The organism is Streptomyces aurantiogriseus, from assembly GCF_014649375.1.
Lineage (GTDB): Bacteria > Actinomycetota > Actinomycetes > Streptomycetales > Streptomycetaceae > Streptomyces > Streptomyces aurantiogriseus.
Window position 1 is genome coordinate 119271 of record NZ_BMSX01000013.1, and the last position, 20984, is coordinate 140254.

Below are 20984 nucleotides of genomic sequence, written 5' to 3' on the forward strand. Positions count from 1 at the left end.
CGCACAGCGGTGATATGAAAGGTATATGCGGGCATCGATCAGGCGATATCCGACTTCGCCGCGTCATCCGCCCACCGGACGTTCGCACGAAGGCCGCCCTTCCCTGCTGGACCCGCGCAGCGCAGCCGGGCAGGTGTTCCTTCTCCAGGTCGTGATCGTGGTGCTGCTGGTCGTGACTGCGGTGGCGGCCATGCTGCTCCAGGCGGCGAGCGACGCTCTGCAGCAGGCGCGCAGGGAGTCGGTCGTCGCGGCCCAGGCGTTCGCGAGTGCCCCCGGTGTTGTCCAGGCGTTCCGCAGCCCGGACCCGACCGCGGTGCTGCAGCCGCGAGCCGAAGCGGTACGGAAGCGAACGGGCGTGGATTTCATCGTCGCCATGAGCACAGAGGGAATTCGTTACACGTACCCCTACCCGGAGGAGATCGGGAAGAAGTTCGTCGGCACCATCGAACCGGCGCGGGAAGGACGTACCGTCATCGAACAGGCCGGCGGACCGCCTCTGCCCGCCGGCAAGGGCACGGCCGTGCAGGCCGTGGTGCCCGTGACCGACTCCCGGGGCACGGTCGTCGGCCTGGTCTCCGCAGGGATCACGGCCAAGAACGTGTCGAGACTGTGGATGCCACAGCTGCCGATCATCGTCGGTGCCGGCGTGGTGGCGCTCGCGCTCGCCACGACCGGTACGTCACTCGTGTCCCGGCGGCTGCGGCGGCAGACCCGCGGTCTGGCGCCGGCGGAGCTGGCGCGGATGTACGAACACCACGACGCCGTCCTGCACGCTGTGCGCGAAGGGGTGCTGATCACTGACGCCGACGGTCGACTCGTGCTGGCCAACGACGAGGCGCAGCGACTGCTGGGCCTTCCGGCGGCGGCGCAGGGACGCCCTGTGCGGGAGCTGGGGCTGCCGGAGCCGATCGGGCGCTTGATCATGTCGCCCGAGGCGGTGACCGATGAGGTGCATCTCGCGGAGGACCGCTTGCTGGCGGTGAACAAGCGGCCCACATTCCCGCACGCGGTCGAGGAAGGCAGCGTGGTGACGCTGCGGGACACGACCGAGCTGGCTGCGGTCTCGGGGCGGGCCGAGGTGGCGCGGGAGCGACTGAAGCTGCTGTACGGGGCCGGGGTGCGCATCGGGACGACGTTGGATGTACGGCGTACGGCCCAGGAACTGGCCGACGTGGCCGTGCCGCAGTTCGCGGACGTCGTCACGGTGGATCTGCTGGACTCGGTGCTGCAGGGATCGGAGCCGACGGCCGAGGGATGGCGGCGTCTTCGGCGTGTGGCGACCAGCGGGGCGCACTGGAGGATGCCTGTGTACCGTGTCGGCGAAGTGATCACGTACCTGCCGGGGACCCCGCAGATGCGGACGCTGCCGGAGGGACGGAGCGTGCTGGAGGCGGACCTGCGGCAGGCTCACGGTTGGCAGGAGCAGGATCCGGACCGCGCTCGAGAGGCTCTGGAGCGCGGGTTGCACGCGCTGGTCACCGTGCCGCTGCGGGCGCGGGGAGTGCCGCTGGGCGTGGCGAACTTCTACCGGGCGGGTGACTCCCCGCCGTTCGAGCCGGAGGACGTGTCCTTCGCGGAGGAGTTGGCCGCACGGGCCGCCGTGGCCCTCGACAACGCCCGGAGATTCACCCGGGAACACGCGATGGCGGTGACGCTGCAGCGCAGTCTGCTGCCGCGGGGGCAGCCGGACCAGGACGCGCTGGAGGTGGCCTGGCGATATCTGCCGGCGGAGGCGGGGGTGGGTGGGGACTGGTTCGACGTCATCCCGCTGCCGGGCGCCCGAGTGGCGCTGGCGATGGGCGACGTCGTCGGCCACGGGCTGCACGCCGCGGCGACGATGGGGCGGCTGCGCACCGCGGTGCACAACTTCTCGACGCTCGACCTCCCCGTGGAGGAGGTGCTCGGGCAGCTGGACGACCTGGTCGTCCGCATGGACAACGAGGAGAGCACCGGTAGTGCCACGGAAGGTCACGAGGGTGAGGGCGTGACGGGTGCGACGTGTCTCTACGCGATCTACGACCCGACAGCGGGGAAATGCACGATGGCCCGCGCAGGACACCCCGACCCGGTGGTGGTGGGTCCGGACGGGACCGTCACCTGTTCCGACGCGCCGGCATCGGTCCCGCTCGGACTGGGAGGCCACCCCTTCGAAACCGCCGAGCTGTACCTGCCCGAAGGTTCGCAACTGGTGCTGTACACCAACGGCCTGGTGGAGGACCGCACCCGCGACCTGGACGTCGGGCTGGATGCGCTGCGCCGGGCGTTGGACGGGGCCGGGGGGCGTACCGCGGAGGAGACGTGTCAGGCGGTGATCGATGCGTTGAAGCCGGCGCATGCCTCCGACGACATCGCGCTGCTCGTGGCACGTACCCGGCTGTTCCCGCCCTCGTGCCTGGCCGAGTGGGACGTGCCGTCGGACCCCGCGGTGGTGCCCTCGGTGCGGGCGCACTGCAGGGAGAGGTTGCGGGAGTGGGGTCTGGAGGACATCGGATTCACCACGGAGCTGATCGTCAGCGAGTTGGTCACCAACGCGATCCGGTACGGATCGCCGCCCGTCACGGTGCGGCTTCTGCACGGGCGCTGTCTGATCTGCGAAGTGTCGGACGGCAGCAGCACATCGCCACGCCTGCGGCAGGCGACGACCATGGACGAAGGTGGGCGTGGGCTGTTCCTCGTGGCGCAGTTCGCACAGCGCTGGGGAACGCGGTACACACCCCGGGGCAAGGTCATCTGGGCGGAACAGAGCGCTGACGACGGCGCAACCGCCGCCACGGGCCACACACCTGTCGACGTTCTGCTCGAGCAGTTCGGTGATCCCGCCCTGTGACTTGTCGGACAGCCTTCACACCGGACCGTCCCGCCGGCTGATCACTCCCGCGCGGCCAGCCGCTCCTGCAGCCGCGCGTGCCGGAACTGGTAGACGGGGCCCGTCGCCCGCAGCAGATTGCGGCGGCGCGCATCCTCGAGGAAGTGCATCAGGCGTACGGGGGTGCCCTCCTCGACATGGAGCTGTACGGCGGTGAGGGCGGTGCCGACGGCGAGGTTGCCGGCGAGGCCGGACAGGGCGCCGGTCCACAGCACGGCCGTCACGGCGAACAGCACGCCCTGCAGCGGGTTCTGCACCCAGGCCAGGATGGGGCCGACGTACAGCGCGAGGGCCCAGCCGGTCAGCAGCCCGAGCGAGAGCCGCAGCCCTATGTGATGCCGCCACACGTCACGCGGGCCCACTGACCGCGTGTCCACCACCGGGGGCCGGGCGTAGCCCTCCCGCACCTTGTCGTAGCGGCGCCCGGAGCCGAGCGAGAGGAAGGGCGCGCGGGAGAGGATCTCGTAGCCGCGGCCCGCCGCCAGTACCTCGCTGTAGCCGACGGGCAGGGTGACCAGGTACCAGAACCAGAACGGTGGTGCGATGTCACTCACCAGCGGTACCACCACGCAGAGCCCGGAGCCCACGAACAGCCACTGCGCGATGCCCGACAGGACCGTCCCCCGCGTGAAGATGTCGTGCCACCCCGCGCTCGACAGCGGCTGCGGTTCGCTGAGCTCCGCGACGCGCCGCGCGACCCCGTAGCCGCTCAGGACCGCGGCGAGGGGACCGACGACGGCTGTCAGAAGGGACGGACTGATGCGCCAGGCCAGCAGAAGGCCCGGAACTCCGCACACCACCGTGGAGACGATCCACACGGCGACCATCCGGGGCCGGTGGCGCGTCCAGCCGGGAATGTGCCACCAGCGCAGGTCGCGGGTGCCGTCGCGGGTGAGCCGGGCGGCGATGTGGCGGAGGGCGCGTTCGGCGGTCTCGGGGGAGTAACGAGGGCGGGGGTGGCCCGGGCGGGGGGTGTAGGCGGCGGTGACGGCGTGGTCGAGGAGATGGTTCTCGATGGCGGCGGGGGTGGGGAAGCGGACGGGGTCGAGGAGCTCGTCGACGGGTTTGTCGTCGGCGTAGACATCGCGGATCAGGGCGATGGCGAGGGGACTGGCCAGGGCGGCGGCGACGGCGGTGTGCGGCGCGTCCTCGTCGAGGAGGCGGTCGGTCACGGCCCGCCAGGCCGGCGGGGGCGTGGCGGGCAGCCGGTTGAGGAGGTACGCGGCCGCGTCGGCCGGCCGCACCGGCTGGATCTCCAGCGCGAGGGCACCACCCAGCCGCGCCTTTCTCGCGGTGAGGACGGCTTCCTTGGCGCGGGAGACGAGCACGAGCCGGAACGGAGCCCTCTCCAGCGCGCTCACCATCGCACCCCGCAGCCGGCCGGACACCTCGTCGAGACCGTCCAGGAAGAGGGCGATCCGGCCCGACTCGAGCAAGGCTCGGGCACGGTCCCGCCCGCCCCGTCCGTGGAACAGGGTGTACTCGCGGGTGAGCCGGCCGGCGGCCCAGTCGGTGGCACTGTCCTCGGCGGGCTCCCAGCCGTCGAGCGAGAGCAGGACGGGGACGGGAATACGGGCCCGGTCCGCGGGGGCCGCCTGGGCCCGATGGGCGAGTGCGTCGAGGAGCAGCAGTACGGCGGCGGCCGTCTTCCCCGCCGCCGGCGGACCGACGAGCAGCAGCCGGCCGGAGGCCAGCCCGCCGTAGACGGCGTGCAGCTCGGGCAGCCCACCGCCGCCGCGGAGCTGAGCCCGGGTCGTGAGACCGACCCCCGGCAACGGCGCGAACCGCGCCCGCCCCCCTTCGGCGGTCGCCCCGACGACCCGCCCGGCCACGTTCCGCTCGCTCACCCGCCACCGCACGGGCAGCGGCGCGGGCTCCAGCAGCCGCCGCAGCCCGGCTTCCTCGTGCCACTGCGCCCCGACGACACGGGCGAGTTCGTCGGCGGTGGTGTCGAGGGGAGAGGTGGGGGCGGGGGTGGTGTGGTGGTGGACGTTGAGGGTGTTGTGGTCACCGGCCTGGAAGGCGGTGGGGCCGTGGAAGGTGTTCCCGGAGACTTCGGCGGAAGCGGGGTCTCTGGGCTCGGGGTCTCTGGGCTCGGCGTCTCTGGGATCTCTGGGAGCGGGGTCTCTGGGAGCGGGGGCGGTCATCCGCCGGACCCGAAGTTGTTCTCCTGCCGGTTGTGATCGCCGGTCTGCACGGCGACGGGCCCGTGAAAGGTGTTGCCGGTCACCGCGCCACCGGCGGACCCGCTGCCGAAGTCCTTGGCGAGCGCGCCGAGTTGCCCGACGAGCAGCTCCCGCTCCTCTTCGCCGAGAGACTCCAGCAAGGAGGCGAACTCCCCCTGCCACAACACCGCGTGCACCGCCCGCACCCGTTCCCGCTCACCCTCCTCGGCGGCGGCCAGCACGGCGGCGGTCCGGTCGAGCCGGTCCAGGGCCTCGGCCTCCCGGGCGCCGTCACCCCGCCCCACGAGCCGCGCACAGCGCGTTCTGAACCAGGCCCAGGTGTCCGACCCGGCGGCCTGAACGACGGCCATCCCGCCCCCGGCCGCGACCGCGGTCAACGCTTCTGTCAGCATGCAGGTCCGATCCCCCCTGGTCGGACGCCCCTTGGAGCGGGGCGAGTAGGCGCATGCTAGCGATGGATGTCGTGGTGCAGGGGGAAAGTTGGGGGAAACGACCTCTGCACCCTCCGTGCCGAGCAGCCACCGGGGCAACTGTGCCGAAGAACGTGACACCGAGGCTGAGACGCCTCGTACGGCCATCGGCCGCCACAGTTGGACTCTGTCCAAACGATCGTCGACGTCAGTAGCCTGGCCGCAAGTTCAGGAGCCGGCACTGGAAGCCGGCGAACGATATGGGGGGCAATGCGAGTCACCTACGACGCCTCGGCGAACATGGCGTACATCTATCTCGTCGACAGGATCGCCCCGGGCGAAGCCGTCGAACAGGTGGTTGCCGGGGAGGACACCACCGCGGTGCTCGACCTCGACTCGCAGGGCCGGGTTCTGGGCATCGAACTGTTCGACGCCAGGCGCCGGTTGCATCCCGATCTGCTGGATGTCGCTGAGCGGATCGGTTGAGGGGCTGGTTGCCGAGACGCCGCTTTTCTGAGGTGAGGTGAGGCGTGAGGGCCTTGGCCGCTCAGGTGTCCCAAAGCGTGATCCCACCTACGGGGGTGTCAGCAGGCCATGGCGAACGGCTTGGGGAAATGAAGGCGTTCTGGATGTATCTCAGGGTGGTCAGTGAGTCCTTGCAGCCGGAGGAGATCTCCCGGCGGCTGGGAGTGGACCCTGATGAGTCGACAGCGATCGGGAGTCGCAGGCACGCCGGGTCGCCTCCCCGATCGCACGCGAGCTGGGTACGACGGGCGGACCGGCCCGGGCAGGCCGGCGCGCGACCGGAAGACCTGGAACCGGTGATCCTCGGGTGGGGGCTGGACTTCGCCCATGCCCTTGGACAGTTGGTCGCCTCCGGCGAGGCGGTCGTCTCCCTGGAGATCGTTCAGGAGATCCGGGACCTCGACGACTCGCAGCAGAAGGGCATCTTCCTGGGAGCCGAGCTGATGTCCTGGCTGGGCGCGGCCAAGGCGTCGCTCGACATCGACCAGTACGTATTCCATGAGTGCGATGAGGGATGAGCCGCGTTGCCGATTTGAACTGAGTGAAATTCGGCGGCAACGGGGAAAGTTGCCAACTCGGAATGAATGACGGCAGAGACGGTCTGCCGCCAGGCCTCCTTGACAGACCGGAGCAGTGGCGGACGGTGTGCCGGAGGTGCCCGGCGACCTGGGGTCGGATCGGACGTGAGCGCACATTCAACCGCCACGACCGTCGACCCGGCGAACTCAAGCGGTCACAGCACCAGCCGGGCCGTCAGCGCCTGCGCCAGCCGGTCCGCGTACTGGGTGAGGAGGTCGAGGGCGGGGCCGCCGCGAGCGACCCGGAAGCCGTGCCGGCGCCCGTGGAAGGCGGTTTGGACGAGGTGGAACTGAGCCCAGCGGTGGACGCGTTCGCGGTCGAGCCCGGCGGCTTCGGCGAAGGTGTCCAGGATGCGGCGCGCGACTGCGCCGGGATCGGCGTCGCGATTCTGCGCCAGGTGCCGCAGGGCGAGCGGCTTGAGCAACGTGCCGGCGTCGTACGCGGGGTCCCCGGCCCACCCCTTGGGGTCGACGGCCAGCCAGGGTTCGCGGTCGGCGCGGAGGACGTTACGGGCGTGGAGGTCGCCGTGGAACGAGGAGATCGGGCTGGTCGCGGCCGAACTCCTGGAGGGTCGCGAGGGCGGCGTCGAGGGTGCGGGCGGGGAGCGAATGCGGCAACTGCGCTGCGTCGGTACGGAGTTGCTGCGCCCAGTCGTCGGCCATGTCCCGTATGCGGGGCAGCCCCGGAGGGGCGGGGAGGGCGAGGCGTCGGCTGATTCGCCCGGCGATCGAGGCGACCTCGTCACTGTCCTCGACGTCGGCCAGGGACGAAGTCCGCACCCGCTCCAGCAACATCGCGAACCGCTCGTCGTCCCTCTCGTACAGCTTCACGGCCCCACGCCCGCGCCAGGCTGTGAAGGCATCGGGCTCGTGGACGTTGCCCGGGTGCGGAAAGGAGACCTTGAGGACGGCGGGAGTCACATCGCCCCGAAGGACGGGTGAGACTCCCGTACTTGTTCACAATTCGACACCGTGTCCCACCGTCATTGGTCCTCAGCGTCCCTCTGGCGTGGGTGCCGATTGGGTGGCGCGGACAGCTGATAATGGGAAGGGTATGGTGTGGCAGAAGCCCGGGTCGACGGGAAATGCAGACATGCTTCGCGTGATGAACCCTACCGGTCAGTACCAGTATGGATATGTCCGTTTCTACAACAAGCATGGTCAGCCGATCGCTCTCGACGGAAAGCCCGGTTCGAAAGCCACTACGCATATCCCGATGAAACCTGATGGCACCTATCCTCTTCCGGCGGGGTGGTAGGGATGGACCTGAACCTGCAAGGTCAGACAGTCACCCGTGTCTGCTTCGATGGGGCTTTCACAGTTCTGGCCAGCGGAGGCTCTGAACTGCGCATTGAGACTGAGGCGGTTCTGCAGGTCCCGGGCAGGCGTCAGGTGTCTTTCGATCCAGAATTCCCGGACGTTGTGACCGTTCATCTCGTCGCACTGCTTCGTGATGTGATCAACGTTGCCGAGGTGGGAGCAGTCGGGGATCTCGTGATCGAATTTGGGAGTGGTGTGAAACTGGCCGTCCGGCCTCACGAAGATTATGAGGCTTGGGGACTTGTCCGGGGTGACGGAGGGCGAGTGATCTGCATGCCTGGAGGGGAAATTGCGTTGTGGGGTCGGGAGTGATTTTTGGTCGTAGCTGGAAAGCCTTCCTGGCGGGATTCTTGATTATCCCCCTCGGAGGCTGCACCGGAAGCGAGAGAACGGAAGAGAGAGTCGTGGCCTCGGCGGAGAGTTCGTCTGCTCGGGCGGCTGGCAAGGTTCTTACCATCGAGGAATTGAAATCGCTCGCGCTTACTGGTGGCGACGTTCCGGGGCTTCGGGATGAGCCGAGCGTGGAGCCGATGTTCCAAGGCGGCACTACTGCTCCGCCAGTTTCCAACGCGGAATGCCAGCCGCTAGTTGACTCGATTCGGCCCGAAGGGTCGTCTGCTGCTGTGGAGCAGGTATTCAACTGGAAGGATGCGATTTGGAGCGGGGGCTCCATTCTCGCCTCCTATGAAGGTGATGGTGCCGAGCAGCTTTTCCGGAGGCTTCGAGGGGCATTGAGCAACTGCACGTCCTACTCAGGGGTGAGCTACGGCAAGAAATACCTCGCCGAAGTGAAGCAAGTGAAAGCTGCTTCCGGTCTCGGCGGTGAAACGCTCGCGTTTCGCATGTTCGTAGAGGTGCAGATGGAGGACGGAATCGAGAACCCGAAGTCGTACTCGGAATACGTGCTTGTGCGGACCGGGCGCGCCGTTGTCATATTCCATAATATGGCGGGGTGCGAGCGGGATGCCACGTTTCCGGTGCAGCCCATCAGAACGCTGGTGGAGCGTTTGACGCAGGCTCAGCTCTCATGAGGTGAGAGGAGCGTCCCAGTCCGAGGTGGCATTGCACTCAAACCACACCGTCTTCCCGCCCCCGGACGCCGGCGACACGCCCCACTTGTCCACTACCGCGTCCAGCAGGAAGAGCCCCCGCCCACTTTCCGACTCCAGCTGAGACTCGGCTGGAGCCGGAAGCAGTTGGCCATGGCCGTACTTCACCTCCACCCGGACCCCCGCCCTCTGCTTCAGCATCAGCACCGTGCACCGGCGGTCCGGGACGTGTCGTACGACGTTGGCGATCAGTTCCGTCACCGCCAGTTCCACGGCGTCCGTCAGGGTCTCCAAGTCCCAGTCCTCCAGGAGGGACCGGGCGATGCTGCGGATGTGGTGGGCCGAGTGGGTGCCGGCTGTGAGGGTCAGGCGGTACTGGGTGGGGGCGGGGGAGGCGAGGGTGGAGGGAAAGTATTCGTTCACGGGACGAGGATGACCTGGCGCAACTACTCTGGGCTACTGGCTGGATACAACCCGTCCAGGTGTGGGCAGTGCTGCACGAGAGGGGCTCTGCGTGACCCATATCAACGTCCTTGATCCCGGAGCTTCGCCGCTCGACTACTACGGGTTCGAGCTGCGGCGGCTGCGGGAAGCCGCCGGGCTCACGCAGCGGCAACTCGGGGACATCCTCAACTACACCGGGTCGTTGGTCGGTCAGATCGAGACTGCCAGGAAGGTTCCGACCGTTGAGTTCAGTGAGCGGGCGGATGCGGCCCTTGTGACGGGCGGCTTACTCTCGCGGCTCGTTGAGCTGGTGCTTCGTAGTCAACTGCCGTCATGGTTTCAGCAGGTGGCTGAGCTTCAGGCGCGGGCCACCGAGATCTACTCCTTCGAGATGGGCATGGTGCCCGGTCTGCTTCAGACCAAGGCGTACGCGCGGGCCGTGCTGGGGGTGATTGATCAGGCCGACCTCGACGACCGCACCGCCGTCCGGCTGGCCCGTCAGCGGATCTTCGAGAAGGACGAGCCGCCGCTGTTCTGGGTCGTCCTGAGCGAGGCTGCGCTGTATCAGGAGATCGGTGGCCCTGAGGTCATGCGCGAGCAACTCACCCACCTGTTGTCCTTCCAGGAGAATCCCCGGATCAACATCCAGGTGCTGCCGTTCTCGGCCGGAGGGCATGCGGGAATGACCGGCTCGTTCGACATCTACCGCTTCGAGAGCGACCCCGCCATCGTCTATACGGAGGGCTACGGCAGCGCGCATCCCACCGCCAACCCGGTCACCGTCAAGGACTGCTCGCTCCGTTACGATCATCTGCAAGCCGCCGCGCTCTCCCTCAGGGAATCGGCGGAGCTGATCCGGCGCGTGACGGAGGAACGCTATGGAGACCAACTGGCGTAAGTCCAGCTACAGCAGCGACCAGGGCGGCAACTGCGTCGAGGTCGCCGAACTCCCGGGCGCCACCGTAGCCGTACGCGACTCCAAGACCCCGGCGGGCCCGGTGCTCACGCTCCAGCCCGCCGAGTTCTTCCGCTTCGTTTCGTGGGTCGGTACTACAACCGCTGAATGATCGTCCCGGTGGCCAAGCCGCCCCCCGCGCACATCGTGATCAACGCGAACTCCTTGTCGGCGCGCTCCAGTTCATGAAGCGCCGTCGTGATGAGGCGGGCGCCCGTCGCTCCGACCGGGTGACCGAGGGCGATCGCGCCGCCGTTGATGTTGACCTTGGTCAGGTCCGCCTCGAAGACCTGCGCCCAGCTCAACACCACTGACGCGAAGGCCTCGTTGATCTCGACGAGGTCGATGTCCTTCAACGTCATCCCCGCCTTGCCCAGGACCGCCTTCGTCGCGTCGATCGGTCCGTCCAGGTGGAAGTGCGGGTCCGCCCCGACCAGCGCCTGCGCCACGATTCTCGCCCTCGGCTTCAGCTTCAGGGCGCGGGCCATCCGTTTCGACGCCCACATGATCGCCGCGGCGCCGTCGCTGATCTGGGACGAGTTGCCCGCCGTGTGTACGGCCGACGGCATGATCGGCTTCAGGCGGGCCAGGGCCTCCATCGAGGTGTCGCGCAGGCCCTCGTCGTGGTCGACCAGGCGCCACATGCCCTGGCCGGCCGCCTGCTCCTCCTCCGTCGTCGGGACCTGGACGGCGAAGGTCTCGCGCTTGAAGCGTTCCTCGGACCAGGCCACGGCCGCACGCTCCTGGGACAGCAGGCCCAGCTTGTCCACGTCCTCCCGGCTCAGGCCCCTGTGTCTGGCGATGCGTTCCGCCGCCTCGAACTGGTTCGGCAGGTCCACGTTCCATTCGTCCGGGAACGGCTTTCCCGGCCCGTGCTTCGAGCCCGAGCCCAGGGGGACGCGGGACATCGCCTCCACCCCGCAGCTGATCCCGACGTCTATCACGCCCGCCGCGATCATGTTCGCTGTCATGTGCGACGCCTGCTGCGACGAGCCGCACTGGCAGTCGACCGTCGTCGCCGCCGTCTCGTACGGCAGGCCCATCGTCAGCCAGGCCGTGCGGGCGGGGTTCATGGACTGTTCGCCGGCATGGGTCACCGTGCCGCCGACGATCTGCTCGACCGCGTCGGCGGGGATGCCGGTGCGGCCGAGGAGTTCGCGGTAGGTCTCACCGAGGAGGTAGGCGGGGTGAAGGTTGGCGAGCGCGCCGCCGCGCTTGCCGATGGGGGTGCGGACGGCTTCCACGATCACGGGTTCGGCGGCCATGGGTGCGGATCCTCTCGGGGGGCGGCTCTCCTCCGGAACGGAACGTGCGGAACCAGACCGCGTACCAGTACGACGTGGACCGCGCCGAGTCCACGGAACTAGAACACGTACTAGTTCTCTGTGCAGTCTGCTGACGTGATGTGCGTCACCGCAAGGGTCTTGCAGCCTTCAGGTGCCTGAACTACCTTCGCTCCACCTCTTTTCTGATGAGCCGTCAGAAAACGACGCCGTAAAGCTGCCCGCAAAGCTGCCCTCTGGCTGGAGCTGCCCATGCCCTGTCCAGCGCTTCCCGACGGGTTCGACTTCACCGACCCCGACCTGCTGCAACACCGTGTGCCCCTCCCGGAGTTCGCCGAGCTGCGCCGGGCCGAACCGGTCCGCTGGATCCCGCAGTCGGGGAACGTGGCCGGCTTCCAGGACGAGGGCTACTGGGCGGTGACCCGCCACGCCGACGTCAAGTACGTCTCCACCCACCCCGAGATCTTCTCCTCCACCCTCAACACCGCGATCATCCGCTTCAACGAGCACATCGAGCGCGACTCGATCGACGCCCAGCGGCTGATCATGCTGAACATGGATCCGCCGGAGCACACGCGCGTGCGGCAGATCGTGCAGCGGGGGTTCACGCCTCGGTCCATACGGGCGCTGGAGGAGCGGCTTCGGGCCCGCGCCGCCGCCATCGTGGCGGCAGCGCGCGAGTTCGACGGGCCCTTCGACTTCGTCACCTCCGTCGCCTGCGAGCTGCCCCTCCAGGCCATCGCCGAGCTCATCGGCATACCCCAGGACGACCGGGCCAAGATCTTCGACTGGTCCAACAAGATGATCGCGTACGACGACCCGGAGTACGCCATCACCGCGGAGGTCGGCGCCGAGTCGGCCGCCGAGCTCATCTCGTACGCCATGAACATGGCCGCCGAGCGGAAGCAGTGCCCGGCCAAGGACATCGTCAGCACGCTGGTGGCCGCCGGGGACGAGGGGAACCTCAGCTCCGACGAGTTCGGGTTCTTCGTGCTCATGCTCTCCGTGGCGGGCAACGAGACCACTCGTAACGCCATTACTCACGGCATGCACGCCTTCCTCACTCATCCTGAACAGTGGGAGCTCTACAAGGCTCACCGGCCTTCCACCGCCGCCGAGGAGATCGTGCGGTGGGCCACCCCCGTCGTCGCCTTCCAGCGGACCGCCACTCAGGACACCGAACTCGGCGGCAAGCTCATCAAGAAGGGGGATCGCGTCGGGATCTTCTACGCCTCCGCCAATCACGATCCCGAGGTGTTCGACCGGCCCGACGTCTTCGACATCACCCGGGATCCGAATCCCCACCTCGGGTTCGGTGGGGGCGGGCCTCACTTCTGCCTCGGGAAGTCTCTCGCCGTGCTGGAGATCGACCTCATCTTCAACGCCATCGCCGATGCCATGCCGGGGCTGCGGCTCGTCGAGGATCCTCGGCGGCTTCGGTCCGCCTGGATCAACGGGGTGAAGGAGTTGCAGGTCAGCGCGGACTGACGCGTCCGGGGCGGGAGCGGCGCCTCATTCCTGGGTGAGGAAGTCGCTCCTGCCCAGCGTGGTGGTGGAGCCGTCCTCGCGTTGCACCGTGTACTTCGGCGGGTGGTCGTCTGCGTCGACCTTCGTGATCGTGCCGACCGCGGGGGTGACGGGCGCCGTCAGGTTGAGCAGCTCGCTCCTCTCCGCGTCGTGGAACATGATCTGGTCACCGACCTTGTAGTCCGGCATGGCGGGTGGCTCCGTTCTTCTCGCGGTTCTGCCCGGTTCTTCTCGCGGCCGGTGAGGGTCCTCCGGCGCACCGCGTGTACCAGTACCGCGTCGCCTCGCACGTCACGCATGCCGTCGCCCGGTCGGATCATCCGCTCGGTCGGCCCGTCGGCCCGTCGGCCCGTCGGCCCGTCGGCCCGTCGGCCCGTCCCGGCCGGCCACCGTCACCGCCAGGACCCCTGACGCCAGTGCCGCGAGCAGGAGCGGGACGGCCAGGCCCTGGTGGAGTACCAGCCACGCCCCGAGCAGGGCACCCGCGCACATGGCCACGACCGAGGCCGCGCGGCGTGGGGAGCGGGTGCCCGGACCGCCGCCGGCAGGGGAATCGGCGGCGAGGCCGGCCAGGGTTCGGGTCATCACGGTGGTCGTGAGGTCCGGTACGCCCAGCTTCAGGACGGTCGCGTTGCGCAGGCCCATCGTGAAGGCCGTCACGGCGATGAGTGTGTACACCGTGCCGGGGGCCTTGTCCGGGGCGGCGAAGGCCACGGTCGCCGAGGCGGCGAGCAGCGCCGCCTCGACGGCGAGCGCCACCCGCGCCCAGGCGCGGCGGGAGCCTGCGGCGAGGCGTCGGGCCACCTGGCCTCCGGCCGCCGCGCCCGCCAGGAAGCCGACCAGCGAGGTCGCCGTGCGGTGGACCGAGAAGCCTGGGGCGCCCGCGGCGGCGAAGCCGAGGACGACCACGTTGCCGGTCATGTTCGCGGTGAAGACATGACCGAGGCCCAGGAAGCTCACCGCGTCGATCATGCCGCTGACCACGGTCAGCACGAGGAGGCCGGGGACCAGGCGGACACCGCGTGCTTCGGGGGCGCGGTCGGGGCCGTGGCCGGGATCCGGGTTCCGCGACGGCTCGGTGGTCATCCGCTCAGTGGATCACGCCCCGGTGCGGAAACGGCGAAAGCGGCGGCCCCGGGGATCAGGGGGCCGCCGCTTCCATGAGCCGGCGTCAGTGGGCCGTGGTGGGCGTGGCTCAGTACCAGCCGTTCGCCTGCCAGAAGGCCCAGGCGCCGGCCGGGCTGCCGTAGCGGGAGTTCATGTAGTCCAGGCCCCACTTGATCTGGGTCTCGGGGTTGGTCTTCCAGTCGGAGCCGGCGGAGGCCATCTTGGAGGCGGGGAGGGCCTGGACGAGGCCGTAGGCGCCGGAGGAGGCGTTGGTGGCGTCGACGTCCCAGCCGCTCTCGTGCTCGACGATCTTGCTGAACGCGTTGAACTGCGCGGCGTCCGGGATCATCTTGTGCGCGATCGCCTTGGCCTCGGAGGCGGAGGACACGGTCGGGGCCGCCGCCTGGGCGGGCGCCGCGGTCAGCGCCATGCCGGCGGTGGCGGCGGCCACGGCGACGGCGGTGAGGGTCTTCTTGGGGGAGGCGATGCGACGGATGAAGGAGACGGACACGGAGAACCTTTTTCCTCGGGGGCAGTGGTGTCGCGGCATGCCGGAGTCACGCGGTGCGTGGCCGCACCGCGTGGTGTGCGGTGGGTGGCTGCATGCGTCGGCGCCGAGGCCCGTGGGCTCGTCGGCGCCGTGCGACGTCATCCAGAGAAGCAGGCCCGGAAGGGGTCCGCAATGACCCCTTTTACTAGTTGTGGCCGCATGTGGGGGGAAGGTCTCTTGTGTGAGCCGGCTCTCAATGTGCAGGTCAGAGGCTGGGTCTGCGTGTACATGGCGTCCGAATTGCCCGACTAAAGAGGGTCGTAGGTGATCCGCGTCATGTGGGGTGGTTCACCGGTCAACGGCGGTCGAAAGTGACCGCGGTCTCGAACGCCGCCCGCCGGGTGGCTCTCCGTAGCGCCCTCAGTACCGCCGGACCGAGCGTGAGGGTCAGGACGACGGTGACGACGGCCCGGCCGAGATCCCAGCCGAGAGACGTCGCCAGGCAGTACGTGATGAAGCGGGCCAGGTTCTCGGGGACGGACGCCTCCGGGTCCAGGGCGATGGTCGTGGAGTCGGGGTCCAGGAAGGGCCAGCCCTGCATGTTCATCGCCGTGCCGTAGGCGAACGCAGCCAGGAAGCCGTACACGGCGAGGAGCGCGAGCTCCGTGCGGCCCCGCAGACGGTCCGGGCCGGGCAGCAGGCCCGCGCCCATCGTGAACCAGGCCATCGACAGCATCTGGAACGGCATCCACGGGCCCACCCCGCCCGTGAGCAGGGCGGACGCGAACATCGTGATCGAGCCGAGGACGAAGCCGAAGCCGGGGCCCAGCACCCGGCCGCTCAGCACCATCAGGAAGAACATCGGCTCGATACCGGCCGTGCCCGCCCCGATCGGGCGCAGGGCCGCGCCCGTCGCCGCCAGTACGCCCAGCATCGCGACCGCCTTCGCGCCCAGCCCCGACTCGGAGATCGTCGCCGCCACCACCGCGACCAACAGCACCAGCAGGCCCGCGAAGAGCCAGGGGGCGTCCTGGGCGTGGGCGTTGAGGGTGGAGGTGGGCGGGGCCAGGAAGGGCCAGGTGAAGGCGATCACGCCGACTGCGCTGACCAGGACCAACGCCATGAGGGAGCGGGGGCCCAGACGGACCGCCCGAGCTTGCCGGGTCACCGCAGCGCCTCCCTCACCTGCGCGACCGTGAGCCACGCCTGCGGCGCCAGGATCTTCGTCACCTGCGGGGCGAAGGACGGGGAGGAGACGACCACCTCCGCCGTCGGACCGTCCGCGATCACCTCGCCCTCGGCCAGCAGGACGACCCGATGGGCCAGCTCGGCGGCCAGTTCCACGTCGTGCGTGGCCAGCACGATCGCGTGACCGGCGGCGGCCAGCTCCCGCAGTACGGCGACCAGGCGGGCCTTCGCCGCGTAGTCCAGGCCACGGGTCGGCTCGTCGAGGAGGAGCAGGGGCGGGCGCGCGGTCAGGACGATCGCCAGTGCGAGCGTGAGGCGCTGGCCCTCGGAGAGGTCGCGGGGGTGGGTGTCGTCGGTGATGCCGGGGAGCAGGTCGGAGACCAGGGCACGGCAGGTGCCGGGGGCGGCCCGCGCGTCCCGGTCGGCGGCCGCGCACTCGGCGGCGACCGTGTCGGTGTAGAGGAGGTCGCGGGGTTCCTGCGGGACCAGTCCGACACGGCGGACGAGGTCGCGGGGCGGTGTGCGGTGGGGGACCGTCCCGCCTACGCGGACGGTCCCGGCGGACGGTTCGACCAGGCCTACGAGCGTGTTGAGGAGCGTGGACTTTCCGGCGCCGTTGCGGCCCATGAGGGCGAGGGTCTCGCCGGGGGCGACGGTGAGGTCGACGCGGCGCAGGGCCTGGACATGGGCGCGGCGGACGGCGAGGGCGTGGGTCTCGGCGGGGGGAGGGGCAGTAGCGGCCGCTTTCGGGGAGGCCTGTGCGCGGCCGCGCCTGCGGCCCAAGGAGAGCCATCGCGAGACGGCGGCGGGAGGACGGGGCGCGGGGACCGCAGGTGCGGGGAGCGGAGGTGCGGTGTCCGTCGGCACCGGGTCGGCTGCCGCGTCTGCTGGATCGGCTGCTTCTTCTGCTGAATCGACCCTGGGTCGCGCTGGATCGGCCGTGGGCCGGGCGGGGGTGTCCGTGGGGCGTGCGGAGGTGGCAGAGGGCTGCGTCGGGTCGGCCGGCGTGCGGGGCCGGCCAGAGGCTGTGTCCCGGCTCGGGTCCGTCGCGGCGCCCGCCGTCTCCCCGAGTGGCTCGTGCTGCTCCGTCCGGATCGAGCCGGTCCCCGCGCCCCCCGTTTTCGCGAGTCGCTCGTGCCGCTCCGCCAGCCGCTCGCGGAGACTCGCCGCCCGGCGGCGGGCGTCCCGGACCGTCAGCGGCAGGGGGGACCAGCCTGCCAGGCGGCCCAGGTCCACCACCGGCGGGTACACCGGGGACACGGCCATGATGTCGGCCGGGGCGCCGAGCACCGGAGCCGCGCCGGGGGCGGGCAGAAGGGCGACCTGGTCGGCGTACTGCAGGACGCGTTCCAGGCGGTGTTCCGCGAGCAGCACCGTCGTACCGAGGTCGTGGACGAGGCGGAGGAGGACGGCGAGGACCTCCTCGGCGGCGGCCGGGTCGAGGGCGGAGGTCGGTTCGTCGAGGACGAGGACGCTGGGGTGCGGGGTGAGGACCGAGCCGATCGCGACGCGCTGCTGCTGGCCGCCGGAGAGGGTGGCGAGGGGGCGGTCGCGCAGGGCGGCCAGGCCGAGGAGGTCGAGGGTCTCCTCCACGCGGCGGCGCATCACGTCCGGGGGCAGGCCCAACGACTCCATGCCGTAGGCGAGTTCCTCCTCGACCGTGTCCGTCACGAAGTGGGAGAGGGGATCCTGGCCCACCGTGCCCACGACGTCGGCGAGTTCGCGCGGTTTGTGGGTGCGCGTGTCGCGGCCGGCGACCGTGACGCGGCCGCGCAGGGTGCCGCCCGTGAAGTGTGGGACGAGACCGCCGACCGTGCCGAGAAGGGTCGACTTCCCCACGCCGGACGGGCCGGCGAGGAGGACGAGTTCACCTTCGGGGATGCTGAAGTCCACGCCTTGGACGGTGGGTTCGGAGGCGCCGTCGTAGGTCACTGAGACGTTCTCGAAGCGGATCACGACGGGTCCTTGGGAGGGTTCTCGGGGTGGGGCGCTGGTGCGAGGAAGGCGGGGAGGAGGCCGACGAGGATCGCCGCCGCCGGCCAGAGGGGGAGGGTGGGGGCCGTGAGGGGAACCACGGTGGGGTGGAGGGCCGTCGGGTCCGAGGAGGCCGCGAGTGTGAGGAGCGCGGCCACCGCGATGCCGGACGCGGCGACCAGGCGGGCGCGCGGGGTCCAGCGGTCGGCGCGGTAGCGGGTGCGGGGGGAGCGGCGGCCGCCGAGGTGGAGTCCGGCGAGCGCGGCTGCCAGGCCGGCGAGGAGGACCGGGAGGCCGTAGGTGCCGCCGGCCGCGGTGAGGAGTCCGTACGTTCCCGCGCAGACGCCGAGCAGGCCGCCGAGGGTGAGGGCGGCTGTCGTACGGCGGACGGGGGCGGGGACGTCGGCGGTACGGCCGTAGCCGCGGGCGTCCATCGCGGCGGCGAGGGCGATGGAGCGTTCCAGGGCGCCTTCGAGGACGGGGAGAGCGACCTGGAGCAGGCCGCGCAGGCCCTTGTCCGGGCGGCCCCGGAGGCGGCGGGCCGCGCGGAGGCGTTGGACGTCGGCGATGAGGTGCGGGGCGAAGGTGAGGGCCACGACGACGGCGACTCCGGCCTCGTACAGGGCGCCGGGGAGGGACTTCAGGAGACGGGAGGGGCTGGCGAGGGCGTTCGCCGCGCCCACGCAGACCAGGAGGGTGGCCAGGCGGAGGCCGTCGTACAGCGCGAAGAGGACGCCCTCGGCGGTGACCTTGCCGCCGAGGCGGATGCCCTGGGCCCAGGCGGGGAGCGGGACTTCGGGGAGGGTGAGGATCACGTGGGTGCCGGGGACGGGGGAGCCCAGGGCGATGACGAAGAGGAGGCGGATGAGGAGGACGGCGAGGGCCAGGTGGAGGAAGGCGGAGTAGGAGCGGGACCAGGGGGTGTTCGGGCGGCAGGCGATGACCACGTAGGCGGAGGTGGTGAGGAGGAGGGCCAGGAGGAGGGGGTTGGTGGTGCGGGTCGCTGCCGTGCCCAGGGCGAGGGACCAGAGCCACCAGGCTCCGGGGTGGAGCTGAGCGCGGGGCCGGCGCTGAGGGGTGGGGGCGCTGACCCGCGCTCGTGAGGTGCCGCTTTCTGTGGGACGGGCGCCGCCCCGGCGGCACGACTGCCCACAGCTACGCATTCCTGCGCCGCCGTGCCTGCCACACCGCCGCCGCTGCCAGGGCGGCGATCAGGGTTCCGCCCGCGTACACGCCCACCGAAGGGCCGCCGTCCTCTCCGTCCTCCCCGCTCTTCTCCGTCGTCGTCGGCTGCTTGCCCGTGGTCACCTGTTCGCCGCAACCCGACTTCGGGTAGCCCGCGATCGCGCACAGCAGGGCGTTCGTGTCGTAGCGGAGGGGCTTGGCCACGGAGGCCAGGGCCTCTGCCGAGGTCGCGTCCTCGGGGAGCCGGGCGCAGGTCGTGCGGGAGGCGGGTGGGGCTTCTCCTGTGGGGGCGTCCGCCTTCGTGCCGAAGTCGATGAGCAGGGCCACCCGCTTCCGGCCCTCCTTCGCGGGTGTCCTCGCGCAGATCGCCGCGAAGGACGTCGCGCCGCGTGGCTGGGCCGCGTCCTGGGAGTTCTCGCTGATCGCGAAGCGGAAGCCCTGGACGGTGCCGTCGGCGGGGCGGGCCGTGGAGGGGCCCTCGGTGGCGTAGATCCAGCGTTTGCCGTCGTGCTCCCAGAAGGACCAGTAGCGGTAGCCGGCGGCCTGGGCCTGGCCGGGGCCGGCCAGTGGCAGGAGCAGCGCGGCGAGGACGAGGGCGGCGCAGCGGCGTATCACGGCTGCTGCTTCCTGCGGCCGCTGATGAGGAAGCCGATGCCGATGCCGGCGACGAGGAAGACGCCGATGGTCCACCAGGTGCCGTAGCCGTCGTCGGAATCCTTGGAATCGTCGTCCGTGTCCTTCTCGCCCTGGTCGTCGTCCGCCTTGTCGGTGGCCGTCTTGTCCGTCGACTGCGGCGTCGGGCCCGTCGCGTTCAGGGCCGCGACCAGGTCCGTTCCGCCGAACGCGCGCGGGTCCGTCCCCGTCGCGTGGGCCGCGAAGATCAGCTGGGCGTAGGCGGCGGGGCCGCTCTGCTTCGCCCAGGCGCCGGCGTTCTGCTCGAGCCACTTCAACGGCTTCTGCGCCTGCTCCGCGCCGCCCTGCGCGGCGAGCGCGACCACGGCGTCGGCGGTGTTGCCGTAGTCGGGCTGGTCGGTGGCACCGGGGAGCGCCGACTTCAGGTAGCCGTCCTTCGCGACGGACCTGGCCAGGTAGGCGGCGCCGTTGCCGGCGGCCTGCTGCGGGGTCGGGTTGCCCGCGTCGGCGCAGGCGGCGGGGTCCGTCTTCTGGCCGGCCTCGGGCGCCAGGCCCTTGCCGAGCGCGCCGAGGACGCCCGCGGCCGTCGCGTCCGCGTTCGCCGACAGCTTGCCCTGCTTGTCGGGCTGGTAGGCGAAGGCGCCGCCGGCGTCGCAGGCGAGGGCGAGCTTCATCAGGGTGTCGTACGGGGACCGGTCGCCCTTGACGACCTTGGACGGGTCCTCCCCGGCCGCCGCCAGCGCGCCGACGACGACGGACGTCGAGTTCGTGTCGCTGGCGCCGCCGGGGGCGTAGCCCCAGCCACCGTCCGCGTTCTGGACGGACTTCAGCCAGGTGACGGCCTTCTTCGTCTCCGCCTCGTGGCCGCCGAGGGCCGCGAGGGCCTGGACGGCGGCGGCCGTGCTGTTGGTGTCGACCATGAGCATGGCGTCGCAAGCCTCGGCGGGGTCGGCGCGGAAGGCGGCGAAGGCGCCGTTCGCGCACTGCTGCCCGGTCAGCCAGTTCACGGCCTTCTCCGCCGGCTGCACCCCGGCCGTGTCCTGGGCGAGCAGCGCGAGCGACTGGCGCCAGACGCCGTCGTACGTGGGATCGGTGCTGCCGTACAGGCCGGAGGGAACCGCCACCGACGGAGACGGCGAAGGGGACGCGGCCACGGCGGGCGTGGCGGCGCCGATCACTGCGGTGGCGGCCAGGACCGCGGCGCTGCGGCGGACGTTCATGATCGGCGGGTGCCTCTCCCTGTCAGGGAGCCGGGCAGCACGGG

The 20984-nt window shown here is 70.5% G+C and carries 20 protein-coding genes and 1 pseudogene; 8 read left to right on the forward strand and 13 right to left on the reverse strand.

The window, feature by feature from the left end:
• Nucleotides 1–25: 25 nt before the first annotated feature.
• Nucleotides 26–2827 (forward strand): SpoIIE family protein phosphatase, encoded by a 2802-nt coding sequence (locus IE263_RS26280; protein WP_189940256.1) that lies wholly within the window; start codon nucleotides 26–28, stop codon nucleotides 2825–2827.
• A 41-nt stretch (nucleotides 2828–2868) separates the two neighbouring features.
• Here IE263_RS26280 and IE263_RS26285 read toward each other — a convergent pair whose 3' ends face one another.
• Both IE263_RS26285 and IE263_RS26290 read right to left on the reverse strand, forming a co-directional pair.
• Nucleotides 2869–5013, reverse strand: a complete 2145-nt coding sequence (locus tag IE263_RS26285; RefSeq protein WP_189940257.1) for a hypothetical protein — start codon at nucleotides 5011–5013, stop codon at nucleotides 2869–2871.
• Complete coding sequence (locus IE263_RS26290) at nucleotides 5010–5444, reverse strand: hypothetical protein (protein ID WP_189940258.1); 435 nt, start codon at nucleotides 5442–5444, stop codon at nucleotides 5010–5012. Before IE263_RS26290 ends, IE263_RS26285 begins: the two co-directional genes overlap by 4 nt.
• A 288-nt stretch (nucleotides 5445–5732) precedes the next feature.
• Between IE263_RS26290 and IE263_RS26295 the strand changes: the two genes are divergently transcribed.
• Both IE263_RS26295 and IE263_RS26300 read left to right on the forward strand, forming a co-directional pair.
• Nucleotides 5733–5948: a DUF2283 domain-containing protein gene (locus tag IE263_RS26295; RefSeq protein ID WP_189940259.1), complete on the forward strand. Its 216-nt coding sequence runs from the start codon at nucleotides 5733–5735 to the stop codon at nucleotides 5946–5948.
• Between the two features lie 143 nt (nucleotides 5949–6091).
• The gene (locus tag IE263_RS26300; protein WP_229911168.1) at nucleotides 6092–6505 is read left to right on the forward strand and encodes a DUF4279 domain-containing protein; all 414 of its coding nucleotides are present in this window, start codon (nucleotides 6092–6094) and stop codon (nucleotides 6503–6505) included.
• 215 nt (nucleotides 6506–6720) lie between these two features.
• On the opposite strand, the pseudogene IE263_RS26305 reads toward IE263_RS26300, so the two are convergent.
• Nucleotides 6721–7510 (reverse strand): annotated as a pseudogene (locus tag IE263_RS26305) (aminoglycoside phosphotransferase family protein); the annotation flags it as partial.
• A gap of 315 nt (nucleotides 7511–7825) precedes the next feature.
• Here IE263_RS26305 and IE263_RS26310 point away from each other — a divergent pair.
• A complete protein-coding gene (locus IE263_RS26310) occupies nucleotides 7826–8197 on the forward strand; it encodes a DUF6188 family protein (RefSeq protein ID WP_189940261.1) in 372 nt (123 codons plus the stop codon).
• A 92-nt stretch (nucleotides 8198–8289) separates the two neighbouring features.
• Nucleotides 8290–8916, forward strand: a complete 627-nt coding sequence (locus IE263_RS26315; protein WP_189940262.1) for a hypothetical protein — start codon at nucleotides 8290–8292, stop codon at nucleotides 8914–8916.
• Here the strand turns inward: IE263_RS26315 and IE263_RS26320 are convergent.
• A complete protein-coding gene (locus tag IE263_RS26320) occupies nucleotides 8911–9357 on the reverse strand; it encodes an ATP-binding protein (RefSeq protein WP_189940263.1) in 447 nt (148 codons plus the stop codon). The genes IE263_RS26315 and IE263_RS26320 overlap by 6 nt on opposite strands.
• A gap of 91 nt (nucleotides 9358–9448) precedes the next feature.
• Here IE263_RS26320 and IE263_RS26325 point away from each other — a divergent pair, with 91 nt between their 5' ends.
• On the forward strand, nucleotides 9449–10276 hold the full coding sequence (locus IE263_RS26325) for a helix-turn-helix domain-containing protein (protein WP_189940264.1): 828 nt from the start codon (nucleotides 9449–9451) through the stop codon (nucleotides 10274–10276).
• Entirely contained in the window at nucleotides 10257–10445 is a 189-nt protein-coding gene (locus IE263_RS26330; protein WP_189940265.1) for a DUF397 domain-containing protein, read from the forward strand. Before IE263_RS26325 ends, IE263_RS26330 begins: the two co-directional genes overlap by 20 nt.
• Here the strand turns inward: IE263_RS26330 and IE263_RS26335 are convergent.
• Nucleotides 10429–11598, reverse strand: a complete 1170-nt coding sequence (locus tag IE263_RS26335; RefSeq protein ID WP_189940266.1) for a steroid 3-ketoacyl-CoA thiolase — start codon at nucleotides 11596–11598, stop codon at nucleotides 10429–10431. The genes IE263_RS26330 and IE263_RS26335 overlap by 17 nt on opposite strands.
• A gap of 270 nt (nucleotides 11599–11868) precedes the next feature.
• On the opposite strand from IE263_RS26335, the gene IE263_RS26340 reads away from it, so the two are divergent.
• Complete coding sequence (locus IE263_RS26340; RefSeq protein ID WP_189940267.1) at nucleotides 11869–13104, forward strand: cytochrome P450; 1236 nt, start codon at nucleotides 11869–11871, stop codon at nucleotides 13102–13104.
• Nucleotides 13105–13128: 24 nt separating this feature from the next.
• Here the strand turns inward: IE263_RS26340 and IE263_RS26345 are convergent, their stop codons facing one another.
• The 8 genes from IE263_RS26345 to IE263_RS26380 all read right to left on the reverse strand — a co-directional run bounded on the left by IE263_RS26345 (nucleotide 13129) and on the right by IE263_RS26380 (nucleotide 20940).
• The gene (locus IE263_RS26345) at nucleotides 13129–13332 is read right to left on the reverse strand and encodes a hypothetical protein (RefSeq protein WP_189940268.1); all 204 of its coding nucleotides are present in this window, start codon (nucleotides 13330–13332) and stop codon (nucleotides 13129–13131) included.
• Nucleotides 13333–13434: 102 nt separating this feature from the next.
• The gene (locus IE263_RS26350; RefSeq protein ID WP_189940269.1) at nucleotides 13435–14229 is read right to left on the reverse strand and encodes a YoaK family protein; all 795 of its coding nucleotides are present in this window, start codon (nucleotides 14227–14229) and stop codon (nucleotides 13435–13437) included.
• A gap of 109 nt (nucleotides 14230–14338) precedes the next feature.
• Entirely contained in the window at nucleotides 14339–14761 is a 423-nt protein-coding gene (locus tag IE263_RS26355) for an aggregation-promoting factor C-terminal-like domain-containing protein (RefSeq protein ID WP_189940270.1), read from the reverse strand.
• Nucleotides 14762–15095: 334 nt separating this feature from the next.
• Nucleotides 15096–15863: an ECF transporter S component gene (locus tag IE263_RS26360; protein WP_189940411.1), complete on the reverse strand. Its 768-nt coding sequence runs from the start codon at nucleotides 15861–15863 to the stop codon at nucleotides 15096–15098.
• A 41-nt stretch (nucleotides 15864–15904) separates the two neighbouring features.
• Nucleotides 15905–17884 carry an ABC transporter ATP-binding protein gene (locus tag IE263_RS26365; protein WP_189940271.1) on the reverse strand — a complete coding sequence of 660 codons (1980 nt, stop codon included), beginning with the start codon at nucleotides 17882–17884 and terminating at the stop codon, nucleotides 15905–15907.
• Nucleotides 17881–19065 (reverse strand): energy-coupling factor transporter transmembrane component T, encoded by a 1185-nt coding sequence (locus IE263_RS26370; RefSeq protein WP_189940272.1) that lies wholly within the window; start codon nucleotides 19063–19065, stop codon nucleotides 17881–17883. The genes IE263_RS26365 and IE263_RS26370 overlap by 4 nt, the downstream gene beginning before the upstream one ends.
• Entirely contained in the window at nucleotides 19058–19702 is a 645-nt protein-coding gene (locus tag IE263_RS26375; protein WP_189940273.1) for an SCO2322 family protein, read from the reverse strand. Before IE263_RS26375 ends, IE263_RS26370 begins: the two co-directional genes overlap by 8 nt.
• Nucleotides 19699–20940 (reverse strand): SCO2321 family membrane protein, encoded by a 1242-nt coding sequence (locus IE263_RS26380; protein ID WP_189940274.1) that lies wholly within the window; start codon nucleotides 20938–20940, stop codon nucleotides 19699–19701. The genes IE263_RS26375 and IE263_RS26380 overlap by 4 nt, the downstream gene beginning before the upstream one ends.
• Nucleotides 20941–20984 lie beyond the last annotated feature (44 nt).